This is a genomic window from Thiofilum sp. (assembly GCF_016711335.1).
Classification (GTDB): domain Bacteria; phylum Pseudomonadota; class Gammaproteobacteria; order Thiotrichales; family Thiotrichaceae; genus Thiofilum.
On the sequence record NZ_JADJTF010000001.1, the window covers coordinates 3,840,370 to 3,862,936 of the forward strand.

Below are 22,567 nucleotides of genomic sequence, written 5' to 3' on the forward strand. Positions count from 1 at the left end.
CTTTAACGCCCAGCCAAGTTGAGGCGCTGTTCAATATCCGCGAGTAATCCCTCGGTTGCCTCCTCAATCAAATCTAATACCCGCTCAAATCCATTTTCCCCACCGTAATAGGGATCAGGCACTTCAGCAAATTCAGGGAGTTGAGGAGCAAAACTTAATAACAGCCGCAACTTTGCTTTGTACATAGCAGGGATAGTACGCTGTAAATATTGCAGATTATGCATATCCATAGCTAACACATAATCAAACTCAGCAAAATCTAACTCATTCACCAAACGGGCGCGTTGTTCTGATAAATCAATACCGCGTCGTAATGCTGCCTGTTGCGAGCGCTTATCCGGTGGGCTACCTGTGTGGTAGGCATGCGTACCTGCTGAATCGACAAAAACATAGTGTTGCCAGCCACGCTGCACTAATTTCGCCTCTAGTACGCCTTGAGCGGTGGGGGAGCGACAAATATTGCCCATGCAGACCATAAGCACTTTAATTTTAGCCATTGTGTTCTCCAAGCTGAGATTCCAATAGGATCTTAAACGCTCAATTATACTCGGAATACTCAGGGAAGGCTCTGTTCCCCTAACATTTAACACTAACAGTGTGTGTTAATAATTTTTTACGCAAGGGCTTGCACTTTGCTCATAAATTGCGTTCAATGAAGGGCTAAATAAAACTAATATCCAATAATTTTACTATATTAATAAGGGCTTACTATGAAACAGGTTATCCTATCGCTGGGGGTCGTAGCGAGTTTATCTGCCTGCACTGTTGTTCCTGTTCCCGTCGCAGTTATTCAACCTAAATCCACTACCACCGTAGCACACTATCCCGCTTTACCCAATACCTTACCCGTGGCTTATCATCCGAATTATGCACCGAGTCCAACACTAAATAGAGCCGTTGTGCGCCCACAAACAACCGCGCCAAAACCTATCACTGCACCCATCGCTCGCGTGTATCAACCGACCGTATTACCCCAAACCTCTGTGCAAGATTTAAGCGCTATTGCTGAGAAAATTTATCTTAATGAAACCGCTGGCGATAGACAAAAATTAGTCCGTTGGCACAATGGCGGTAATTACGCTGTTTTAGGTATCGGTCATTTCACATGGTATCCCAATAACCATCAAGTCTATAAGCAAAATGATACCTTTCCAGAATTACTGCACTATATGCAAATGCGCGGGGTAACATTACCTGCTTGGCTGGCAAAGCGTCCCGCACGCGGTGGTCCTTGGAAAAATCGTAGCGAATTTGACAGCGCCCTTAATGATGCTCAAATGCTTGAGTTACAAGCCTTTTTAGCTAGGACTAAAAACCTTCAAGCCAATTTTATGTTAGACCATTTAAAACAAGCTCGTCCTGAGCTATTGAGTCAGTTTAATACACATGAACAAGCGATTATTAATCAAAACTATCAGACTTTAATCAAAACCCCTGAGGGTTTATACGTTTTACTCGATTATTTAAGCTTTAAGGGGGATGGCTTAAATCCTAATGATCGTTACCGTAATCAAGGCTGGGGTTTAGCCCATGTATTACTCACTATGCAGCCGACTACGGCGGGTGCGAGAGCCTTAGAAGCCTTCCGTTTAGCCGCTGAAGATGTCTTGCTACAACGCATTGCTAATGCTCCCCTAGAGCGACGTGAAGCACGCTTTTTAAATAGCTGGCGGGCGCGTTTAAATACCTATCAAGCGAATACTTTAGCAAGACTTTAAGCTAGTGTTTTTGAGCCACGACTTCCTTTATCCTCATTAAGCCATAAAGGAAGTCTTTTTTTATATCGAAGCAGGGATCAAACTCATTCTGTCACTGAATGAACTTAACCGCTTAAAGGCTTAGCTATTTCGCCCTGCAAGTGGACCTGCATTACGAATCGCTTCACTCGTACCTTCTGCATACTTTTTGAAGTTTTCGTGGAAAGAGCTCGCTAATTGCGTAGCCTTTGCTTCATAAGCGGCTTTATCTTCCCAAGTTGAAGATGGATCTAATACTTCAGTGGGTACATTTGGGCATTCAGTGGGCACACTCAGACCAAAAATAGGATCAACCTTCATAGCGACATGCTCTAGATCGCCATTCAGAGCAGCATTTAACATGGCACGGGTATGACTAATCTTCATACGCTTACCCACACCATAAGCCCCCCCACTCCAACCCGTATTCAATAACCAACAAGACACACCGTGCTCATTGATTTTCTTACCTAATAGACCCGCATATACCGAAGGATGTAAGGCCATAAAAGGCGCACCGAAACAAGTACTAAAGGTGGCGGTAGGCTCAGTAACCCCTTTTTCAGTACCCGCTACTTTAGCTGTATAGCCTGACATGAAGTGATACATCGCTTGCTCAGTGCTGAGTTTAGCAATCGGAGGTAAGACCCCAAACGCATCACAGGTCAACATAATAATATGCTTAGGATGACCCGCTTTACCCGGATATAAAGCATTCGGAACTTGAGTCACAGGGTAACTAGAGCGAGTGTTTTCGGTAATACTGCCATCAAACAAATCGAGCTTACGGGTCACTTCATCCATCACCACATTTTCGAGTACTGTGCCAAAAGTATGTGTGGTTTTATGAATCATAGGCTCTTGCTCTTGCGACAGATTAATAACCTTCGCATAGCAACCACCTTCAATATTAAATACGCCCTGATCGCTCCAACCGTGCTCATCATCACCAATTAATTGGCGCTCTGGATCGGCTGAGAGTGTGGTTTTACCTGTACCGGACAGACCAAAGAGTACCGCTACATCGCCCTCTTTGCCGACATTTGCCGAGGAGTGCATGGACATAATGCCCTGACGTGGCAGCACATAATTCATCACTGAGAAGATCGATTTCTTAATTTCGCCTGCATAGTGTGTACCACCAATGAGGACTAAACGCTGCTTGAAATTAATAATCACAAAGGTACCTGAATTAGTACCATGCACCGCAGGATCAGCTTGCATTTCAGGTACATGTAAGACGGTAAAGCGCGGCTCTGCCACCCCTAACTCACGTCCCAACTCGTTAGGGCGAATAAACATATTTTGTGCAAATAACGCATGCCATGCTGTTTGAGTAATGACACGAATCGGTAACTCTGAACTAGGATCAGCACCCGCTAGTAAATCCTGCACATAAACACTTTTACCTTTTAAAAAGGTTTGGGCATCGGCTAGTAGGCGCTCAAAATGAGCTTCTTTCATGCCCTTATTCACATCGCCCCACCAGATATAGTCGCGGCTGGTATCCTCTTCAACAGTAAACTTTTCTTTCGGTGCACGTCCGGTAAAAGTGCCAGTATAAGCCACTATCGAACCGCCCTCGGCTACTTGGACTTCACCATTACGCACAGCGGATTCATAGAGGACTGGAGCAGTTTGATTCCAGTGGATGGCAGATAACTCACCTAAACCTAAAGTTTCTGCTAAATAGGTAGCGATTGTGTTCATTGTCATAGTCCGGTTCGTTCCATGTTGCACTTAAGCTTAGATAAGTGTCGACATATTTAAAAGTGGCGTTGTAAAGACCTGCATTATAGTCATTAAAAAGCCAGATTCAAACGTATTCAACCAGCAATTTTGCTATCCCTTTGGAATATTGTCGACATAGCAGGTTTACGCCCTAGTAAAGTGCATACTGGTACAGTAACTTGAAACATTTATAGACACCCTTTGCATAAAAACGCAGCTAAATCAATACGTACTATTACTCTAAAAATACTTATCAAACAGTACGCTATCAATTGCGTTAAGGGCTTGTTTACTGCTATTAGTACTATGAACAATCAACACGTTATTGAGGGATGCAATAGCATGCGCATTAGACTCTGGCTAAATTTGCTTAGCCTGCTCTTATTACTCAGCCCCACACTACAAGCAGAATCTAAGCCAAAGCTCATCTTTGGCTTTAGTACCACCGCAGATGGTAGTCCAGTCAGTATTAATGATGACCGTAGTTTGTCGGGCTTTTGCGGTGCACTAGCTGGTTTCCTAAGTAAAAATTATGATCTTGAACCCAGAGAAATTATGCGCGTCGATGAGCGCTTTGGTGTATTTGCGGAAAAATATAAAGGACAAATGTCAGTCCAATGCGGCCCTAGCTCTAGTAATTTTAAACGCCGCCAAGAATTAAACACTGAATTCTACACAGGGCGCTTTAGTGAAATTTTTTTTACTACTCAAACGAAAGTGCTGATCCATAAAGACGATATTGACAAACTATATGAAGGACAAGACCTACAAATAGGCATACTCAAGCCTACCCCTTTAAATACACCTAAAGAAAACTCAAAAGCCAAGAACTCTACCAAGCCATACAAAAGCGCTCCAGCCCTTACCACAGGTAGCGTTAGTAGCCTATTTCCTCATACTGAGCTAGTGCCAGTAGAAAGCCGTGCCGAAGTGATTAAACAATTACGGGAGGGAACATTAAAAGCTTACGCCAGCGATGCATTGATTTTAGAAGATATTCGCCGTAAAAACTTAGGCGATATGCAGGATGAATTTAGTATCGAACCACCCTTAGGTAGTTTTTTACGTGAAGATTATGTAGTCGTTATCTATAACCCCGACACTAATATTACTACCTCAGTCAATAATTGGATCAATGGCGCATCAGGTCTTGCCGCGCGACAAGCTTTAGAACAAGCCCGCGAGGGGGATAGCTTTACTCAAACCCTTTCCGACTGGCTGCTGTGGTTAAATCGAAGTGACCATTTAGAACAAGCACGCTCTTGGTTAATGGCTGGCGTGGTGGCTAGTATCCTCTTATTACTGGCTTTGCTAGCCTCCATTGCATGGTTAATCAAACGTTTGCGTTCTCAAGCGGCCTCTAGTGCTTCCCATCTAGATTCAGTGTTAGTGCCTAAACAAGCCTTATTAGACTATTCCAAAGTATTGCATGATGATATTTGCCAAACGATGGTAGCCGTCAAACGTAATATTGAAGCTATTGAACTACCTAACCCGCCCCCACTAGCCCAAACTTATAAAAGTGCGTCCCTTAAAGCACTGGATGATCTAGGGCAAAAAGCTCGCCAACTCTCGCATGATATTAGCGAACAAGCCATTGACGGTTTAGATCAAATGTTGCTTGAGTTTAAACAACGTACTCGCATCCCTACCCAGCGCTCAGGCAATTTGCGCTGGTCAGAATTACCAGAGCCTATTAGTAGCCATTTGTCTTTTATCATCCGTGAAGCGCTCACCAATATTGAGCGCCATGCTCATGCACACCAAGTAGAGGTTGAGTTCTTAAAAACCTCCACCGGACTCAATCTGGTTATTTATGATGATGGCAAAGGTGCGCAAAACAATGCATCGAGAGGAATAGGCTTAAAAAACATGCAGAATCGAGTTGAGCACGATCTTAAGGGGCAATTTCAAGCGAATTTCTCTAAACAAGGCTCCACTATTCGTATCAGTATTCCCTTCTCACCCTCTACTCAGGAGTCACATTCATGAACCCTATTCGCTTGCTAATTGTTGATGACCATGAACTGGCTCGCTTAGGTAATGCTTCAGTTTTTACTTCGAGCACTGGCATTGAAGTGATTGCGATGACTAATAATGGCGCGGATGCATTGATTTTAGTGGAGCAATTGCAGCCTGATTTAGTCCTGATGGATATTAGCATGCCACAGATGGATGGCTTTGAAACGACCGAGCGTTTGAAAGCCACTTATCCTCATATTCATGTACTGCTGTTGAGTATGTATGACTCACCTGAAATGTGTGAGCGTTTTACCGACTCTAGTGCGGATGGCTATCAGCTCAAAAGCATTGACGCTAAAGCTCTGGTCGATAGTGTGAAAGCAGTTTGTAATGGTGTCATGGTCATTCCAGACAAATGCCGCGAGTATTCACGTCAACCGATTTCTACCGTGTTGACGCCGCGCCAGTTGGAAATTGCAAAATTATGGGCACGCGGGCTGCAAGCCAAACAAGTAGCGCGTCACTTAAATATCAGTCCACGCGGTACACAAAAGCATATTGAGAATATCTACCAACGTACTACGACCCACAATAAGATCGAGCTAGCAGACTATTTAACTAAAAATAGACTGCTATAAAAGTACTACCTCAAGCCGTCATAGAGGCGGCTACTAGGGCTAGTAGTCTCATGCTAAACTAGCCGCTCACTTGATCAAGCAGTTACCCAACGATGAACTACCCTAGCTCCAAACTACCGCATATTGGAACCACCATTTTTACCGTCATGTCACAACTCGCGACTGACTTTAAAGCAGTAAACTTATCCCAAGGTTTCCCCGATTTTGATGGCCCTAAAATCTTATTAGAAGGGGTAGGAAAATATATTGCACAAGGCTTAAATCAATACGCACCTATGGCAGGTATTCCAGCCTTACGTGAGCAAATCGCACTTAAAGTGCAACGTTTATATGGTAATCCGGTTTCACCTGATGAAGTCACTATTACTTCTGGTGCAACTGAGGCGCTGTTTAATGCAATTAGTGCCGTAGTGCGTCAAGGCGATGAAGTGATTATTTTTGACCCTGCTTATGATAGTTATGAGCCAGCGATTACTTTAAATGGCGGTAAAGCGGTACACTTAAACTTACTACCTCCCGACTTTAAAATGGACTGGCAACAATTAAAAGACGCTATTAATCCTAAAACCCGTTTAATTATTATCAATACTCCGCATAATCCCACTGGCACTGTGTTAGATCAAAACGATTTAAATCAATTAGCTGAATTAGTGCGTAATACCGATATTTTAATAGTGTCAGATGAAGTCTATGAGCATATTATTTTTGATGGTTTAGAACATGCCAGTATTCATCGTCATCCTGAATTATATGAGCGCAGCTTTGTTATATCGTCGTTTGGTAAAACTTATCATACGACAGGCTGGAAAATTGGCTATTGTGTAGCGCCTCTAGCCCTCACTCAAGAATTCCGTAAAATCCATCAATATGTAACCTTTACTACTAGCACGCCTATGCAATATGCGCTAGTTGATGTCATGCGTGATGACCCTCAGCATATAGAACAATTGCCACAGTTTTATCAAACTAAACGCGATGAGTTCACGAGTTTAATGCAAAAAACTCGTTTTACATTACTCCACAGTAGCGGAACCTATTTCCAACTAGCGGATTATACCGAATTAAGTCATTTAGATGATGTAGCCTTTTGCCGTTGGCTGACGACTGATATTGGAGTAGCTGCGATTCCGGTTTCGGTATTTTATGCAAATCCACCTGCTGATATGAAATTGATTCGTTTTTGTTTTGCTAAAAATAGTGAAACATTAAGACATGGTACGGCTCGCTTACGCAGTTTAAATATTTAGGAGTGGTTTGAAAAATGAATGAACTACGTGTCACTTTAATGCAAGCTAATTTAATTTGGCAAAACCCCATAGCGAATCGGGATTACTTTACTAATGCTTTTAAAAGCCTAGTGGGTAAAACTGATTTAATTATACTGCCTGAAATGTTTACGACTGGATTTAGTATGCAACCCGAATGGCATGCTGAATCGTTTGACGGTGAAACAGTACAATGGCTTAAGCAGCAAGCAAGCGCTTTAAATGCAGCCATTTGCGGCTCGATGGCTACCCAAATTGATACGGGCTTTGTGAATCGCTTTATCTTAGTACCGCCCGAAGGTGAGGTGAATCATTACGATAAACATCACCTGTTTCGCATGAGCCAAGAACCAGAAAAATATCAAGCCGGAACTGAGCGCAAAACCTTTGTTTATAAGGGTTGGCGTATTCTGCCGCAGGTGTGTTACGACCTGAGATTTCCCGTGTTTATGCGTAATCGTAATGACTATGACCTAGCTATTGTGGTAGCGAATTGGCCAGAGCCTCGGCGCATGGCGTGGCGTACTTTGCTGCAAGCGCGTGCGATTGAGAATCTGAGCTATGTAGTGGGCGTTAATCGCGTCGGTCAGGATGGCTTAGGTTTAAATTATACGGGAGATTCCTTAGCGGTGAATTTTAAAGGCGAATTACTCGTCGATCATGCGCCGAGTACTCCGTTTATTGAGACGATCACTTTGAGTTTGGAAGCCTTAAATCAATTCAAAGCGCAATTTCCGGCGTGGCGTGATGCAGATGCATTTGAATTAAAGTAATGCACTTAACGTCCTTCTAGATTAAGTCTTAGAAGGTATCAAACTTAGACTCATCCGTTCCAACAAGTTCTGCGCTACGGTCATGCGATACCAACTACTCGCTCTCACATCACTCATAGGTTTGAAATCTTGAGTAATGGCTTGTTGGGCGGCTTGAATCGTTGTTGGATTGAGTACTTTGCCTATTAAAGCTTGTTCAGCATTTAAGGCTCGAGCAGGTGTGGCTGCCATACCACCATAGCCGCTTCTGGCATATGCAATAACATTGTCTTTGAGCGTCAACACCCACGCGGCACACACGGCTGAAATATCATCATCAAAACGCTTAGATACTTTATCGACTACTAACACTTGCCCTGCTTGCAAGCGAGGAATATGTACCGCCGCAATAAATTCGCTCGGCTCTAATACTGTTTTACGATAGCCCGTGAAATAGTCATTTAAGTTCACTAAGCGTACCCGTTCACCTTGTTGCAGCTCTACTGCCGCATTCAAAGCTAAGAGCACTGGCAAAGTGTCCCCTATGGGCGAGGCTGTTCCGATATTGCCGCCAAATGTACCTTGATTGCGAATTTGCTGAGAGCCTAGACGTTTCATCATGTCAGCAAAAGCGGGATAGTGAGTTTGCAGGACTTCAATACAATCACTATAAGGGCGTGCTGCACCGATCACGATTTTGTCATCGAGTACTTGCAGTTGCTGCATTTCACGTACTTGATTCACACCCACCAAGAGCGCTAGCTGTTTAAGATTTTGGGTAATCTCTAAGGCTAAATCGGTACTACCCGCTACGATTCGAGCCTCTGGATATTGCACTAATAAAGCGGCTAATTCGGCGCGAGTATTAGGCAAAAAGTACTGTTGCTCTGCACTGTGCAGCGCGGGGCTTGAGGGATTTTGAATAGCCTTTAAAGCTTCAATAGTTGGCTGGGCTTGAGCGCTAAATTGATCTTCGGTGGCATAATGACTCAATTGCTGTACGGCTTGAATGATCGGTTTATAACCTGTGCAACGGCATAAATTACCCCCTAATGCCACGTCAATCTGTTCATGACTAGGTGCAGGTTGCTCTTTCCATAAGGCAAACATAGACATCACAAAACCCGGCGTGCAAAAGCCGCATTGTGAGCCGTGACAATCCACCATCGTTTGCTGCACCGGATGTAAGCGCTCGGCTTGGGCCAAACACTCCACAGTAATCAGTTGCTTACCCTGTAGTGCGCCTAGTAAGGTGATGCAACTATTAATCGCTCGATAGTTTAAGCCTGCTTGTTCAGCATTTAACTCACCGAGCACTACCGTACACGCCCCACAATCACCCGAGGCACAACCCTCTTTGGTTCCGGTTTGGTGTGTGTGTAAGCGCAAATAATCCAATACCGTCGTATTGGTATCGAGCTGAGCTAGTGTCACTAGCTGGTTATTCAATAAAAACTGGATCACTGCGCACTCCTTCATCCATCCATCAAGGGTAGTGTTCTTGGGACTAGCAAGGTCTAGAGCACACTATAGCGCTAAAAAGAATATTTTTTCAGTCGATAATTAATCGCATCGCGGCTAATCCCTAATAAACGTGCTGCTTGGGAACGATTATTTTGGGTGCGCTCCAGAGCCTGCTTGAGTAAATCCAGCTCTAATTGCTCTAAATTCACCCCGTTATGCGGTAAAGCAAAACTATTAGCCTCCGACTGAACTACAGTGCTCGCGGGTAAGGGAAGATTAGACGCATCAATGGTTTGCCCTGCGAGTAAAATACTCAAGCGCTCACATAGATTACGCAATTCGCGCACATTACCTTGCCACGCATGTTGAGCTAAACGTTGCAACGCGGCTTTAGTAAAACTAGCGGCGGGTAATTGATGTTGAGCGGCACAGGCGGCTAAGAAATGCTGGCTTAATAGTGCAATATCTTCTCGACGCTCGCGTAGGGGCGGCAATTCGACGGGCACAATATTCAGGCGGTAATACAAATCGGCGCGAAACTTACCCTCTTGCACTAATTGCCCTAAATCGCAATGAGTCGCTGCCAGCACACGTACATTGAGGCGTTGCGCGTGAGACTCTCCGAGGGGGAGAATTTCACCAGACTCTAAAAAGCGTAATAGTTTGGGCTGTAGCGCCAAAGGTAGCTCACCAATTTCATCAAGAAAGACCGTGCCCTGTTGTGCGGCGGCAAATAGACCTTGCTGGGCTTTATCGGCTCCGGTGAATGCGCCTTTGCGATGACCAAATACTAAGGATTCAACTAGCGTTTCGGGCAAAGCGGCACAATTAATGCTGATAAAAGGCTGTTGGGCGCGGGGGCTGGCTTGGTGAATGGCACGCGCTACCAACTCCTTCCCTGTGCCAGATTCGCCCGTGATGAGCACGCTGGCATGGGTCTGAGCGATTAATTGTGCGGAGCGTAAGACTGCCTCCATGATGGGGGCGCGGGTCAAAAGAGCAGCAAAGGGTTGAGTCATAATTTGCAGTATCAAGAACTAATCATTTGAGTACTTTATCATTTTTTACAAGGTAAGAGGATAGCCTTTAGGCATGGAATGAAAGGTAGCAACTCAAAGCTGAGTTTGATAGGCATGGTGGAACAGCACTGTCTAGCAAGTATTGATGTATGTTTTCTAAATTTAATAATGCTTTAAATTACCGTTGGTCGGCGGTATAATTCTTTATACTAAAACATGTTAAATATTTACAGTAGTGTAAAAAATTATTTGATTTTTAAAGGGATTTCCTGTGGTCTACGATACTGATCAATACCGAAAATTTTTTGAGAGCATGTCTACAGAAGAAATTGAAGAAATAAATAGGCTCGATCATGAGCAGCATCATAGACAAGCAGAAGCATTTAAAGAAGGCTATAAAAAAGGAATTTGCTACCTCTGTAATAAACCATTTAAGACTATTAGTAATGATCAGCCCTGTTTGCACTGGCTCCTTCGTCAATGCAAATTCAAAAAAAAGGATTTTCCTAAAATTTATTCCCAATATAGCTATGTAAACATAGCAGCATTTATTAGGTGGTGTGCAAATCAGGAAAGATTTCTTTCAAATATAAACGACTTGAGTGATGAAAAGTCTAATAGCAAGATAATATCTTATACAGTCCGATGGAAAAATATTGAGTGGACTTTTGATTGCTCAAAAAATGACTTTAATGGACATACAGGAACATCAATTAATTATCCTCACTACCACTTTCAAATGACAATTGATGGTAGACAATTTATTAACTTTAACGACTTTCATGTTCCTTTTACAGATCATGATCTATTCATTTTAAAAAACTCAATAGAGCAAGGATCATGGTTTAAACATAATTTCGGTTCAATTGGTTCTGGAATGCAAGAAGCTGTAAGTGTCGAAATAGATAATATAATCGAGCATACAACTCCTTCAAGCAATGAGGATGAAGCAACATACCAGTTTTCAACTATGATAGATGCAAGCGAAAACCCGTTATCTAGTGAGGAAATCAATGAAATAATTCAAGAATCTGAAAGAACAGGCAAATCATTTGCTTTTATTGCGCAACAGAAATTAAAAGATCGAGCTAAAATCAAAACTATTGTTAGCCCAGCTAACTCAATACCAAACATTACACCCAGAACAAAACACAAACGCTAATAAAAAATTTATACTAGATTTGCAGCAACTAATATACCAATCAATAATATTACTCACTAAACCGCTGGTATCCACTGCAAATCAGGCTCTACAAATTGCAACCGTGCCTGATCTGAAAAAAGCACCTCATTAGAATAATGCGTCAGCATAATCTTTGAATCTAATAACTGCTGATGCTGATCAATAAAATCATCTGCATTACTAGCCTGCTGTGTTTGGCTCATAAAATACCTGACCGCCAATACCCAAGCCTGTGTTAAAATCTCATGATATTTTTTTGGATCAATTTGATAATGATTTAACAATCGAATTAAACTAGCTCGCATTAACTGCGTCGCCTCTATAACCGAATGCTCAACCAAATAAATATAAGCTAAACGCTCTGTACACGACAATTCGCTTAACTCATTGAATCTTTTTCAAAAGAAAATCGCCTGAGTTTCATCCGTCCATCCTCGATCGCCATGAATTGTGGTGGACAAAGGAACAGAAGCAGCAGCCTAAGCCTATCCACTTTTTCCCGTACCCTTCCATTCAATAAATCGGTCAAGTAGTCCAAGCCGTAACGGAAGACACTTTGCTCTTTGCGTCCATGTTTTTCGTCTTCAAAGGCTTGACGGCTTTTTCCTTCCATTCGCCGACTTTGTGCGCCCAACAGAAGCCAATGGCAAGCAACGCCATCATCTTTTTGATGCGAGGGGTTTGGTGAAGTGAGTGGCTTCCATGTGAAAACCACGCCCTTTCAAGCATTGGAACAGGTTTTCAATTTCCCAACGTAGCCGATAAGTGCCAATGGGATCAGCCGTGTAGTGGTTGCTGGCGATAATCAACAACTCACCACTGGGCAGCTTTGAGCCACTGAGCCAAACCCATTCCCCGCTAACGTCGCGACGGTGACGGAGAACGCGCCGTTTACCCGGCTTGAGGTTGGCAAACAGCGAGCGGACATGCGCCTCTTTTTTGTGTTTGTCGGTCATCAACTGATTACCCTTGATACGAATCAAGTAGGGAATCTCTTTGGAAGACAACCACTTCCACCATTGACCACCAATAAACTCACGGTCAGCCAACACACCCAAGATGTTGTTGCGCCCGAATTGGCTGATAAATCGTTGCAGCAGGGCAATACGTTCACGTTGGTTAGAATTACCGCGTTTGTTCAACACCATCCAGTAAACGGGGATAGCCGCACCTTGGTAAACAACCGCCAAAGTCAGGAGATTGAGGTTGGATTTGCCCCATTTCCAGTTGGTTCTGTCGAGTGTGAGGTAGTATTGTTGACCACTAAAGGCGAACATTCCCATAAGAAAATGGGCAATGTCATTGTAATTAAAGAACACTTGGCTAAAAAAGCGTTGCATCCGTCGATAGCGGGAACCAATGTCGGTGTCAGAATCTATGTGTACCGCCAACAACGCCAAATTCATTTGTCGCGCACTCAGCAAAGTATGCAGCATTCCCACAAAACAATCCAAACGGGGCTTGCCCCAACTCAAGTGGGCTTTTAAACTGTCACGTAGTCCATCGCTCAGATCCATTTTGCTCTCCTGTGTGGTAACTAGAGAGTAAAACATAGGAGCGGTGGACTTTCACCATCTCCATGACAAACATGCTAAATCAATAAGTTAGTGGTTTTGTCGTGTACAGAGAGCTAAACGTACATGATTACGGTGACTAAACGCTTGAATAGGGAAGGTACACTGTTCCACTTGCTGTTTAACTTAACAACCATCAGCTAAAGCTGAAGGGTTCGCTAAAAGGACTAAAGTCCGGATACGGGTCGAATAGACCCGTCTAGCCTTCTGTCTTAAAGTTATCCTCTAACCTCGGTTCAAAGTGATGCTCTAAATACGCCTTAATCATCTCAGCACTCAATTCCCCTGAAGTCGCACAAAAATAACCCCGCGCCCAAAAATGCTGTCCCCAATACCGCTTTCTTAAATCCGGGTAGCTTTCAAAGATTTTTGCCGCACTTCGACCCTTAATTCGGCGCATGATCTCGCTCGGTGCTAGCTCCGGTGGCACCGATAACAACAAATGCACATGATCCTTGCTCACCACCCCCTTCACTATTTCTATCTCAAAGGCTTGACAGGTTTGACGGATCAACTCCCGTATCTTTAACCCCACATCCCCTTTCAGTACCGGATAGCGGTATTTCGTCACAAATACAAAGTGATACTCAATCCGGTAGACGGTGTGGCTTCCATACCGATACTCCATCTCTCACGACCTCATGCCAACCTTCATCCAGCTAGTATCGCAGATAAATCTGACCGTCTAAAGACGGTGGTTTTAACCTTGAAGACGGACTAATAAAAGATCCTCACTAGATACCAAATGCGGCATTACCCTACTCCCTACTCAATGTAAACCACTAATACTAATAAAATAGTGTTAATTTAGCCATTAGTTTCCCTACTAGCTGTATGACAGTTTCCGAGACATAACCTACCTTTAGCGAAGGCATTGAATACATTTTCATACGCATAAAAATACACATTTGACACGCATTAGTGGTGCGCATAATATACCCACATCTATTCATGTCAATGTAGAAGTTCGCTATGTCATCTATGCCTTTTTATGAACCTACCTCACCTAAACGTGCTTCTAATTTAAGCATTAATAGCTCGTTACTCGAACAAGCTCGTCACTATAAAATTAATCTTTCCAAGTTATTAGAGACAGCACTGATTAAAACTATACAAGAAAAAAAACAACAAGAATGGTTAGAGCAAAATCGCACTGCTTTAGAAGCCTATAACCAAAGAATTGAAGATAGAGGAGTATTTAGTGATGGATTAAGGAGCTTTTAAATGGCGCAGTTTGATGTATATCTGAATACTAATCCTAATACTCGACAAAACATTCCTTATTTATTGGATTTACAAACTGACCTGCTAGATATGCTCAAAACTCGTGTGGTGGTTCCATTAGAGCTTTGTAGCCAAGCTAAAGCAGCTCAACAACTGACTCCGGTATTTGAGATAGAAAATAACAAAGTGCTCATGTCCACACCTGAACTAGCAGGTATACATATAAAATATTTAGGCGATTATGTGTGCTCTTTGGCTAATAAAAGACAGGAAATAATAGCAGCCCTAGACCTTCTATTTACTGGATTTTAATACATCGTAGCTCTTCAACGGCTGAATCAGGCTACAGATGCACCTTTTATCTAGAAAGATAGCCAGCTTAAACTTATAAAACCATACCAATCCTAATAACCTGCCTATTATAGGAATAGTAAACAAACTGATTATTAGGAGTTAATCATGACCTCAACACCTATTCATATTATTAGTCCCCACCTCTCAGCCACTCGCCCTAGTAATTATATACCCACGAGTAACCGTATGCCTTTTGTAAGTGGATTTTCTGTACAACTGATGCAGCTTCTTCCTCTCTTACTTAGCCTATTACAACAACTAAACCAAACGCCCAAGCTTCAACGCCCACCCACCATTAGCCCATCGATACAATCTCCTACTTTTGTAGACAAAGTTACCTTTGATGTAAATTATCCAATTCCATTTACGCATGTTGGAGCACAACAAACCCCTGTAGTCAGCATTACTTATAAAGGTAATGGCCTTGAGGCAGTGTACGCTGATGGTAATATAATGGGACAAATATCAGAACCTATTTCGGCTGATAAGCCTTTGGATATTTATCCACGTATTAACGGAGTACGAGTTAAAAAGGTAGAGTATACAAATACCCTAGCAACTTATACTTTAGAAAATGGTTCAGTTATTCAAAGTAATAAGCCTTTTAAAGTTTTTGGTGAATCAACTCCAATCAGAAACCCTACAAACCCTTGGCAAGCTTAATTACAAAAAAAGCCCCGTAAATAACATTTACAGGGCATTTTTAATGCTGCAAGCAATTTGCTTTATTGAGTCATTACCAAGAGAAATATCTAGCCTCTTACTTCACGGTTATTTTTAATTTAAATTCGCCTTTCCAAGGATCAGCTTTCATACATTCACTGACCTTGAGGGTGTAATCACCTTTTAAGGTCGGTGAAACTTTCTTTTGATTGTTACAAGATAAATCCGCATCGCTCGCATCTTCACCATTCGGCGCTGTAATCCAGACCGTGACACGCTTATTAGCCGGATTAACCTGCTCTACTGTCATGGTTTGCCCTTTGCCCACTTCGATAACGTAATTCAGCTCTTCCTTAAACCCATTAAGCTTACCGGTGACAACGGTACTGGTGGCATTACGCGGGAATTTAATACGCTGGGCTGCATTAGCGGCTGGCTTTTTGTCCCAAGCACAAATCTTAGCCGTAGCATTCACCCAACAAGCGCCCTTACGTTTAAACGCGCCTAGTGGAGCGTGTGCATGGGTTGATTTAGGATCAGCATTCCAAGAAGCTTCTGCTGTACCATCCTCAAACACACTCAAATAAGTGAAATACTTTTTGCCAAACAAACGAAACGAACCATCAGGATCAGCATTATATTTACAGGTTCCCGAAATATAAGTTTTGCCTTTAACCACTAGCAAACACTCCGCTGGGCGCGTATCCATTCCATCCCCTAACTCTTCGGCCTGTGCTAGATTAATTGAACTTCCTAGACCTAACGCTAGCAATGCAGTAAAACCAATCGATTTCATCAAGTTAATGGCATTAAAACTCATCACTAATACTCCATAGATTAATAATAGACACCTACCACCTAAGGCGGCAGATAAAAGAGCTTCATAGGGAAAGAACTAACTTAGAATTAAGCTAAATTGATAAGGTAAGAAAACAATACAAGTTAGCTAATGGAATAGCAATGGCAATATGTCACTAAAACAACTGATTTTATTATAATTTTTGTACAAATTAAGAACTAGATTTACATTTATACGGTAAGGGCTATTTTTTTGAGACAGCCTCTAAGCACTCTATAGCCATAGATGAAGTTAATTACCAACCAGTAACTAACCTCACCACTCAATTAATACCTAACGATCAATCACATTCGGTCTCCAAGGAACTAATTTCCCCCCAGTACAACCGCATACGGACATTTCACCTTCAACAGTGGTTGTCCATTGACCATTCCATTTGATATTGCGGAAGGTGGCCGTGCATTTGGCTTTAGCATCGGCATTATTCCAAATCGGTCCTGCTTCAATCCCGCCTGTCGCATCGCCTGTAATATAAGCCCCACCATCAAGCGCACGATTCGTACCCGAACAAATCGACATACGACCTGCGACTTTGGTGACCCAGTTACCATTCCATGTCAATGAACAAGCCGCCGCACATTTAGCTTTAGCATCGTCATTATCCCAGATTGGTCCTGCTTTCATGTCAAAATCAGCCCGTGCCACCTGTGACGCACCTAATACTAGTGCCATAAAAACCAATGTCTTTAATCGCATTTTACTCATACCCTACCTCGCATCAGTAACAGGTGAATTCAAGTAATAAGTGCATAACCTAGCAACTTTTCAGCCTCTATGCCGGATAGTTCTCGGAACACCTTGTAAGGTGTCTTGAAGCCCAGACACTTCCTGGGTCTGTTGTTGAGTTTATGTACAGCCTCCAGTACCTGTCGGATTGTCACGTCCAGCAGCCCCATTGCCTTGGGAAAGTATTGGCGTAACAGCCCATTGGCATTCTCATTTTGCCCACGCTCCCACGAATGATAGGGCTTGGCGAAATACGTTTTGCACCCAAGGGCTTGGGCAACTTGCTCATGTTTGGCAAACTCTTTGCCGTTATCGAAGGTGAGCGTGTGCACCCAATCCTTGAAGCTGTCCAGCAAGGTGATAATACTGCTGGTCACTGCCTCTGCGGTCTTGTTTGTCACAGGGATTGCTAGGCGTAGCTTGGATTTGCGTTCATCCAGTGTCACCAAGGCGCCTTGGTGTCCCTTGCCAATCATGGTGTCGGCTTCCCAGTCACCGAGCCGTTCACGCTGATTGACGACTTCCGGGCGTTCTTCAATGTCCACCCGGTTGGGGATGCCTTGGACGCTGCCCGTTTTACTACCGTAACGCTGGCGGTATTTCTTCGTATGGCGGCGTAGGTTTAGGTACAGCTTGCCGTTGGCACGCTTGTCCCTGAGTACATACTGGTAGATGGTTTCATGGCAAATAGTCGCTTTGCCTTCCGCTTTCAGTCGACCGCTGATTTGCTCTGGACTCCATTGCTGTTCCAGCAGCGTACCCATGCTGACCGCCAGTTCCGGGGTCAACTTGACCGCCTTGGGCTTGTTCGCATGGCGTTGTTGCGCTTTGGCGTGCGCTTGCTTGTGCCGATAGCCGCGTTGTCCTCGGTTGCGCGTCAGTTCACGACTGATCGTCGATGGGCTGCGCCCCAAGGTTAACGCGATTGTTGCCATCGACTCCTTCATCTTGTGCCGGGTTTCGATATAATGCCTCTCCTCAGCGGTAAGGTGTGTGTAAGCCATGAAGTTCTCCCGTCAGTGGTTTTTCGGGAGGCTTTTTACCACATCTTGCCTCTGACCTTATGAGGAAAGCCGCATCCCGTCTCGATTAACGGGCTATGCACTTATGATACGAATTCGCCACATTTAAATTGTCAGTGCATCACCACTGAACCCCACAAGTCGCCAGATCCATATTACTGATTTTAATCCTGCCCCAATGTAGTTTTTTAAACCAAATCCTGCTAATCCGATAAAAGGTAAGGTTATAGTAAGGTCGCAACTGGCTAGAGAAGCAATAAGTCTCACATAAAAAAAGCCCTGCTATTGCTAGACAGGGCTTTTTCTCAAACTACCTTAACGGCAATTGATTGAGTGATTTAAGCAGCCGATTTATTCACCATTGGAATAATCACTTGCTCAGCAGCATGCTGATAGTGTTCCATTTTATCGAAATTGAGATAACGATAAATATCACCCGACATGCTATTCAATTGATTAGCATAACCCATATATTCTTCAACCGTAGGTAATTTACCCATTACCGCAGCAACCGACGCTAGCTCAGCCGAGGCTAAGAATACGTCTGTGTTAGTCCCTAAACGGTTCGGGAAGTTACGTGTTGAAGTCGATACCGCAGTGGAACCTTCTTGGATACGGGCTTGATTACCCATACACAACGAGCAGCCGGGCATTTCCATACGCGCCCCTGCTGTACCATAAATGTTGTAATAGCCCTCTTCCGTTAGTTGAGAAGCATCCATTTTGGTTGGGGGTGCAATCCACATGCGCGTAGGAATTTGCTTATTCGCCGCTTTGAGTAATTTACCTGCTGCACGGAAGTGACCAATATTGGTCATGCATGAACCAATGAATACTTCATCGATTTTGCGACCCGCAACAGTCGACAATAAACGCGCATCGTCTGGATCATTAGGAGCACATAGAATAGGCTCTTTAATGTCATCCATATTGATTTCAATGACTGCCGCATACTCAGCATCTGCATCCGCACGCATCAGGCTTGGATTGGCTAACCATGCTTCCATAGAGCGAATACGACGCTCGATAGTGCGTACATCACCGTAGCCTTGTTGAATCATCCACTTGAGCATCACGATATTAGAGCGTAAGTACTCAGCGACTGAATCTTCAGACAGGGCTACCGTACAACCCGCCGCAGAACGCTCAGCCGACGCATCAGATAATTCAAACGCTTGCTCAACAGTTAAATGCTCTAAACCTTCGATCTCAAGCACCGTGCCATTGAATACGTTTTTCTTACCCTTCTTTTCAACGGTTAATAAACCTTGTTGAATCGCATAGTAAGGAATCGCGTGTACTAGGTCACGTAAGGTAATGCCAGGTTGCATTTTGCCTGTGAAGCGTACTAATACTGACTCAGGCATATCTAAAGGCATAACCCCAGTCGCAGCTGCGAAAGCCACTAAACCAGAACCTGCTGGGAAGGAAATACCAATCGGGAAGCGAGTATGCGAGTCACCACCGGTACCTACGGTATCAGGCAATAGCATACGGTTTAACCAAGAGTGGATAACACCATCACCGGGGCGTAACGATACACCACCACGAGTCATAATGAAGTCTGGCAGAGTATGATGAGTTACTACGTCAACAGGTTTAGGATAAGCCGCTGTATGGCAGAAAGACTGCATGACTAAATCCGCAGAGAAGCCTAAGCAAGCAAGATCTTTCAGCTCATCGCGAGTCATAGGACCGGTAGTATCTTGGGAACCTACTGTAGTCATTTTAGGTTCGCAATAAGTGCCCGGACGTACACCCGCTACACCACACGCTTTACCGACCATTTTCTGAGCTAAAGTATAACCTTTGCCAGTATCAGCCGGTTGATCAGGTGATTTGAATAGAGTTGAAGGAGTTAAGCCCAATGCTTCGCGTGCTTTACCCGTCAAACCACGACCTACGATCAGTGGAATACGACCACCTGCACGAACTTCATCCAACAGTACTTGAGTTTTCAGTGCGAACGTACTGATCACTTCACCCGTGTCGTGATTCTTTACGACACCTTCATAAGGGTAAACGTCAATCACGTCACCCATATTCATTTTGGACACGTCCATTTCGATAGGTAATGCACCCGCGTCTTCCATGGTGTTATAGAAGATAGGAGCAATTTTACCACCGAAGCAATAACCACCCGCACGCTTATTAGGCACGCTAGGAATATCATCCCCAAAGAACCACAGTACTGAGTTAGTCGCTGATTTACGTGAAGAACCCGTACCTACCACGTCACCCACATAAGCAACGGGGAAACCTTTAGCTTTAACCGCTTCGATTTGCTTTAAGGGGCCTTTAGTGCCCGGAACATCTGGCTCAATGCCGGGGCGTGCCATCTTCAGCATGGCATTGGCATGTAATGGAATATCAGGACGTGACCAAGCATCCGGTGCAGGTGAAAGATCATCAGTATTGGTTTCACCCGGTACTTTGAATACCGCAACCGTGATTTTTTCAGCTAAAGCAGGACGTGAAGTAAACCACTCAGCATCCGCCCATGATTGCAGGACTTGCTTAGCAAACGCATTACCTGCTTTCGCCTTTTCTTCCACATCATGGAATGCATCAAACATTAATAAGGTATGTGATAACGCTTTAGCCGCTGCTGCACCTAGCTCTTGATTGTCTAAGGCTGCAATTAAAGGCTGAATGTTATAACCACCTAACATAGTGCCTAATAACTCAACTGCTTTCACAGGAGTCACTAGAGGACTAGTCGCTTCACCCTTAGCAATGGCCGCTAAAAAGCCAGCCTTTACATAAGCAGCATCGTCAACACCAGCTGGAACACGATTTTCCAATAGGTCAACTAAGAAAGCTTCCTCACCTGCGGGTGGGTTTTTCAGTAATTCTACTAAAGAAGCCGTTTGTGCAGCGGTGAGCGGCTTTGGGGGTACACCTTCAGCAGCACGCTCAGCTACGTGTTGACGGTACTCTTGTAACATTTTCTCTGTCTCCACAATCATAATTTTGGCTATTAACGTTGATCTAGCGGCACATAGTCGCGTTGAGTCGCACCGATATAGAGTTGACGTGGGCGACCAATGCGTGACTCTTCATCACCCATCATTTCATTCCATTGAGAAATCCAGCCGATAGTACGTGCAAGCGCAAACATGACGGTGAACATTTGTAATGGAATACCCATACTCAAGAAGATAATACCGGAGTAGAAGTCAACATTCGGATAGAGGCTACGTTTGATAAAGTATTCATCATTCAAAGCCACTTGCTCTAATTCACGAGCTAGATCAAATAATTTATGGTGCGGATTATCAGCTGGAGTACGAGCTAATACTTCATCCGCAATACGACGAATAATCTTCGCGCGTGGGTCATAGTTTTTGTATACCCGATGACCAAAGCCCATTAAACGGAAGCGATCATCTTTATCTTTCGCACGGTCAACCCAGTATTGTAATGGCTTACCGGACTCTACCATTTCTTGCAACATGCGAATAACGGCCTCATTCGCCCCACCATGAGCAGGCCCCCATAAAGAAGCAATACCCGCTGCAACGGCTGCATAAGGATTGGCTTCAGAACTACCCGCTAAACGCACAGTAGAGGTTGAAGCGTTTTGCTCATGATCCGCATGTAGAATTAAAATAACATCTAAAGCCTTAGCAATAAGCGGGTCAACTTCGTATTCTTCGGTCGGAACCGCAAACATCATACGTAAGAAGTTTTCTGAGTAACCCAACTTATTCAGTGGGTACATGAAAGGTAAGCCCTTAGAGTAACGATAACTCCAAGCCGCAATAGTAGGCATTTTAGCAATTAAGCGATGCGCACAACGCTCACGTTGTACAGGATCTTGAATATTTAAATCTTCGTGATAAAACGCAGAGAGTGCACCGACCACACCGACCATCGTTGCCATAGGATGAGCATCACGACGGAAACCACGGAAGAAAAATTGCATCTGATCATGCAACATAGAATGGCGTGAAATAACGTACTCAAACTCTTGTTTTTGAGCCACGTTGGGTAATTCACCCTTAAAAAGTAAATAGCAAGTTTCGAGGAAATTACTTTGTTCCGCCAACTGCTCAATCGGATAGCCCCGATACATGAGAGTACCTTGATCACCGTCTAAATAGGTAATGGCACTGGTACAACTCGCCGTTGCAAGATAGCCCGGATCATAGGTGAAGTAACCCAACTCTTTGTAAAGCTTACGAATATCAATGGCTTTAGGACCCATTGTCGGGCTTAACAGGTCGAAATCAATTTGCTTGCCGGAGACATTATCGGTCACAGTCACTGTTTGCTTAGTCATCAGGGCACTCCAAGTGTCGATGCAATCAAAAATCACCACAAAGCAGAGTTCGTGGCATAGTTAGATGAAACCCCCTAGCTGATCGATCAGAGTCTAACTAGGGTTAGCTA

Annotated in this window: 22 protein-coding genes; 9 read left to right on the top strand and 13 right to left on the bottom strand. The window is 43.8% G+C overall.

Features of this window, described 5'->3' with window-relative positions; all coding sequences use genetic code 11:
- Positions 1-2 precede the first annotated feature (2 nt).
- A complete protein-coding gene (locus IPL34_RS17960; protein ID WP_296842874.1) occupies positions 3-497 on the bottom strand; it encodes a low molecular weight protein-tyrosine-phosphatase in 495 nt (164 codons plus the stop codon).
- Positions 498-710: 213 nt separating this feature from the next.
- On the opposite strand from IPL34_RS17960, the gene IPL34_RS17965 reads away from it, so the two are divergent.
- The gene (locus tag IPL34_RS17965) at positions 711-1,718 is read left to right on the top strand and encodes a hypothetical protein (RefSeq protein ID WP_296842875.1); all 1,008 of its coding nucleotides are present in this window, start codon (positions 711-713) and stop codon (positions 1,716-1,718) included.
- 120 nt (positions 1,719-1,838) lie between these two features.
- Here IPL34_RS17965 and pckA read toward each other — a convergent pair whose 3' ends face one another.
- A complete protein-coding gene (gene pckA, locus IPL34_RS17970; protein WP_296842876.1) occupies positions 1,839-3,452 on the bottom strand; it encodes a phosphoenolpyruvate carboxykinase (ATP) in 1,614 nt (537 codons plus the stop codon).
- A 357-nt stretch (positions 3,453-3,809) separates the two neighbouring features.
- Between pckA and IPL34_RS17975 the strand changes: the two genes are divergently transcribed.
- The 4 genes from IPL34_RS17975 to IPL34_RS17990 all read left to right on the top strand — a co-directional run bounded on the left by IPL34_RS17975 (position 3,810) and on the right by IPL34_RS17990 (position 8,105).
- Positions 3,810-5,459: a hypothetical protein gene (locus IPL34_RS17975; RefSeq protein ID WP_296842877.1), complete on the top strand. Its 1,650-nt coding sequence runs from the start codon at positions 3,810-3,812 to the stop codon at positions 5,457-5,459.
- Positions 5,456-6,067, top strand: coding sequence for a response regulator transcription factor (locus tag IPL34_RS17980; protein ID WP_296842878.1), 612 nt, complete (start codon positions 5,456-5,458; stop codon positions 6,065-6,067). The genes IPL34_RS17975 and IPL34_RS17980 overlap by 4 nt, the downstream gene beginning before the upstream one ends.
- A gap of 92 nt (positions 6,068-6,159) precedes the next feature.
- Positions 6,160-7,314, top strand: coding sequence for a pyridoxal phosphate-dependent aminotransferase (locus IPL34_RS17985; protein ID WP_296842879.1), 1,155 nt, complete (start codon positions 6,160-6,162; stop codon positions 7,312-7,314).
- Positions 7,315-7,328: 14 nt separating this feature from the next.
- On the top strand, positions 7,329-8,105 hold the full coding sequence (locus IPL34_RS17990) for an amidohydrolase (RefSeq protein ID WP_296842880.1): 777 nt from the start codon (positions 7,329-7,331) through the stop codon (positions 8,103-8,105).
- Positions 8,106-8,126: 21 nt separating this feature from the next.
- On the opposite strand, the gene xdhA is transcribed toward IPL34_RS17990, so the two are convergent.
- Together xdhA and IPL34_RS18000 are read right to left on the bottom strand one after the other, a co-directional pair.
- The gene (gene xdhA / locus IPL34_RS17995; RefSeq protein ID WP_296842881.1) at positions 8,127-9,548 is read right to left on the bottom strand and encodes a xanthine dehydrogenase small subunit; all 1,422 of its coding nucleotides are present in this window, start codon (positions 9,546-9,548) and stop codon (positions 8,127-8,129) included.
- Positions 9,549-9,619: 71 nt separating this feature from the next.
- Positions 9,620-10,582, bottom strand: a complete 963-nt coding sequence (locus IPL34_RS18000) for a sigma-54 dependent transcriptional regulator (RefSeq protein ID WP_296842882.1) — start codon at positions 10,580-10,582, stop codon at positions 9,620-9,622.
- A 298-nt stretch (positions 10,583-10,880) separates the two neighbouring features.
- Between IPL34_RS18000 and IPL34_RS18005 the strand changes: the two genes are divergently transcribed.
- Positions 10,881-11,729 (top strand): hypothetical protein, encoded by an 849-nt coding sequence (locus tag IPL34_RS18005; protein ID WP_296842883.1) that lies wholly within the window; start codon positions 10,881-10,883, stop codon positions 11,727-11,729.
- A 56-nt stretch (positions 11,730-11,785) separates the two neighbouring features.
- On the opposite strand, the gene IPL34_RS18010 is transcribed toward IPL34_RS18005, so the two are convergent.
- From IPL34_RS18010 to tnpA, 4 genes are all read right to left on the bottom strand, one after another.
- Entirely contained in the window at positions 11,786-12,124 is a 339-nt protein-coding gene (locus IPL34_RS18010) for a hypothetical protein (RefSeq protein WP_296842884.1), read from the bottom strand.
- Positions 12,125-12,129: 5 nt separating this feature from the next.
- Complete coding sequence (locus tag IPL34_RS18015) at positions 12,130-12,363, bottom strand: hypothetical protein (protein WP_296837418.1); 234 nt, start codon at positions 12,361-12,363, stop codon at positions 12,130-12,132.
- 46 nt (positions 12,364-12,409) lie between these two features.
- A complete protein-coding gene (locus tag IPL34_RS18020) occupies positions 12,410-13,267 on the bottom strand; it encodes an IS4 family transposase (protein WP_296837415.1) in 858 nt (285 codons plus the stop codon).
- A gap of 256 nt (positions 13,268-13,523) precedes the next feature.
- Positions 13,524-13,952 (bottom strand): IS200/IS605 family transposase, encoded by a 429-nt coding sequence (tnpA, locus tag IPL34_RS18025; protein WP_296839491.1) that lies wholly within the window; start codon positions 13,950-13,952, stop codon positions 13,524-13,526.
- Positions 13,953-14,296: 344 nt separating this feature from the next.
- Between tnpA and IPL34_RS18030 the strand changes: the two genes are divergently transcribed.
- The 3 genes from IPL34_RS18030 to IPL34_RS18040 all read left to right on the top strand — a co-directional run bounded on the left by IPL34_RS18030 (position 14,297) and on the right by IPL34_RS18040 (position 15,565).
- Positions 14,297-14,548: a type II toxin-antitoxin system CcdA family antitoxin gene (locus tag IPL34_RS18030; RefSeq protein WP_296842885.1), complete on the top strand. Its 252-nt coding sequence runs from the start codon at positions 14,297-14,299 to the stop codon at positions 14,546-14,548.
- On the top strand, positions 14,549-14,860 hold the full coding sequence (locus tag IPL34_RS18035) for a CcdB family protein (protein WP_296842886.1): 312 nt from the start codon (positions 14,549-14,551) through the stop codon (positions 14,858-14,860). It begins immediately after the preceding gene.
- Between the two features lie 147 nt (positions 14,861-15,007).
- A complete protein-coding gene (locus IPL34_RS18040; protein WP_296842887.1) occupies positions 15,008-15,565 on the top strand; it encodes a hypothetical protein in 558 nt (185 codons plus the stop codon).
- A gap of 97 nt (positions 15,566-15,662) precedes the next feature.
- Here IPL34_RS18040 and IPL34_RS18045 read toward each other — a convergent pair whose 3' ends face one another.
- The 5 genes from IPL34_RS18045 to IPL34_RS18065 all read right to left on the bottom strand — a co-directional run bounded on the left by IPL34_RS18045 (position 15,663) and on the right by IPL34_RS18065 (position 22,457).
- Positions 15,663-16,385, bottom strand: a complete 723-nt coding sequence (locus IPL34_RS18045; protein WP_296842888.1) for a hypothetical protein — start codon at positions 16,383-16,385, stop codon at positions 15,663-15,665.
- 312 nt (positions 16,386-16,697) lie between these two features.
- A complete protein-coding gene (locus IPL34_RS18050) occupies positions 16,698-17,096 on the bottom strand; it encodes a mannan-binding lectin (protein WP_296842889.1) in 399 nt (132 codons plus the stop codon).
- 62 nt (positions 17,097-17,158) lie between these two features.
- Positions 17,159-18,154 (bottom strand): IS30 family transposase, encoded by a 996-nt coding sequence (locus IPL34_RS18055; protein WP_296842890.1) that lies wholly within the window; start codon positions 18,152-18,154, stop codon positions 17,159-17,161.
- 356 nt (positions 18,155-18,510) lie between these two features.
- Entirely contained in the window at positions 18,511-21,120 is a 2,610-nt protein-coding gene (gene acnB, locus IPL34_RS18060; protein WP_296842891.1) for a bifunctional aconitate hydratase 2/2-methylisocitrate dehydratase, read from the bottom strand.
- Between the two features lie 32 nt (positions 21,121-21,152).
- Positions 21,153-22,457 carry a citrate synthase gene (locus tag IPL34_RS18065; RefSeq protein WP_296842892.1) on the bottom strand — a complete coding sequence of 435 codons (1,305 nt, stop codon included), beginning with the start codon at positions 22,455-22,457 and terminating at the stop codon, positions 21,153-21,155.
- Positions 22,458-22,567: the final 110 nt, after the last annotated feature.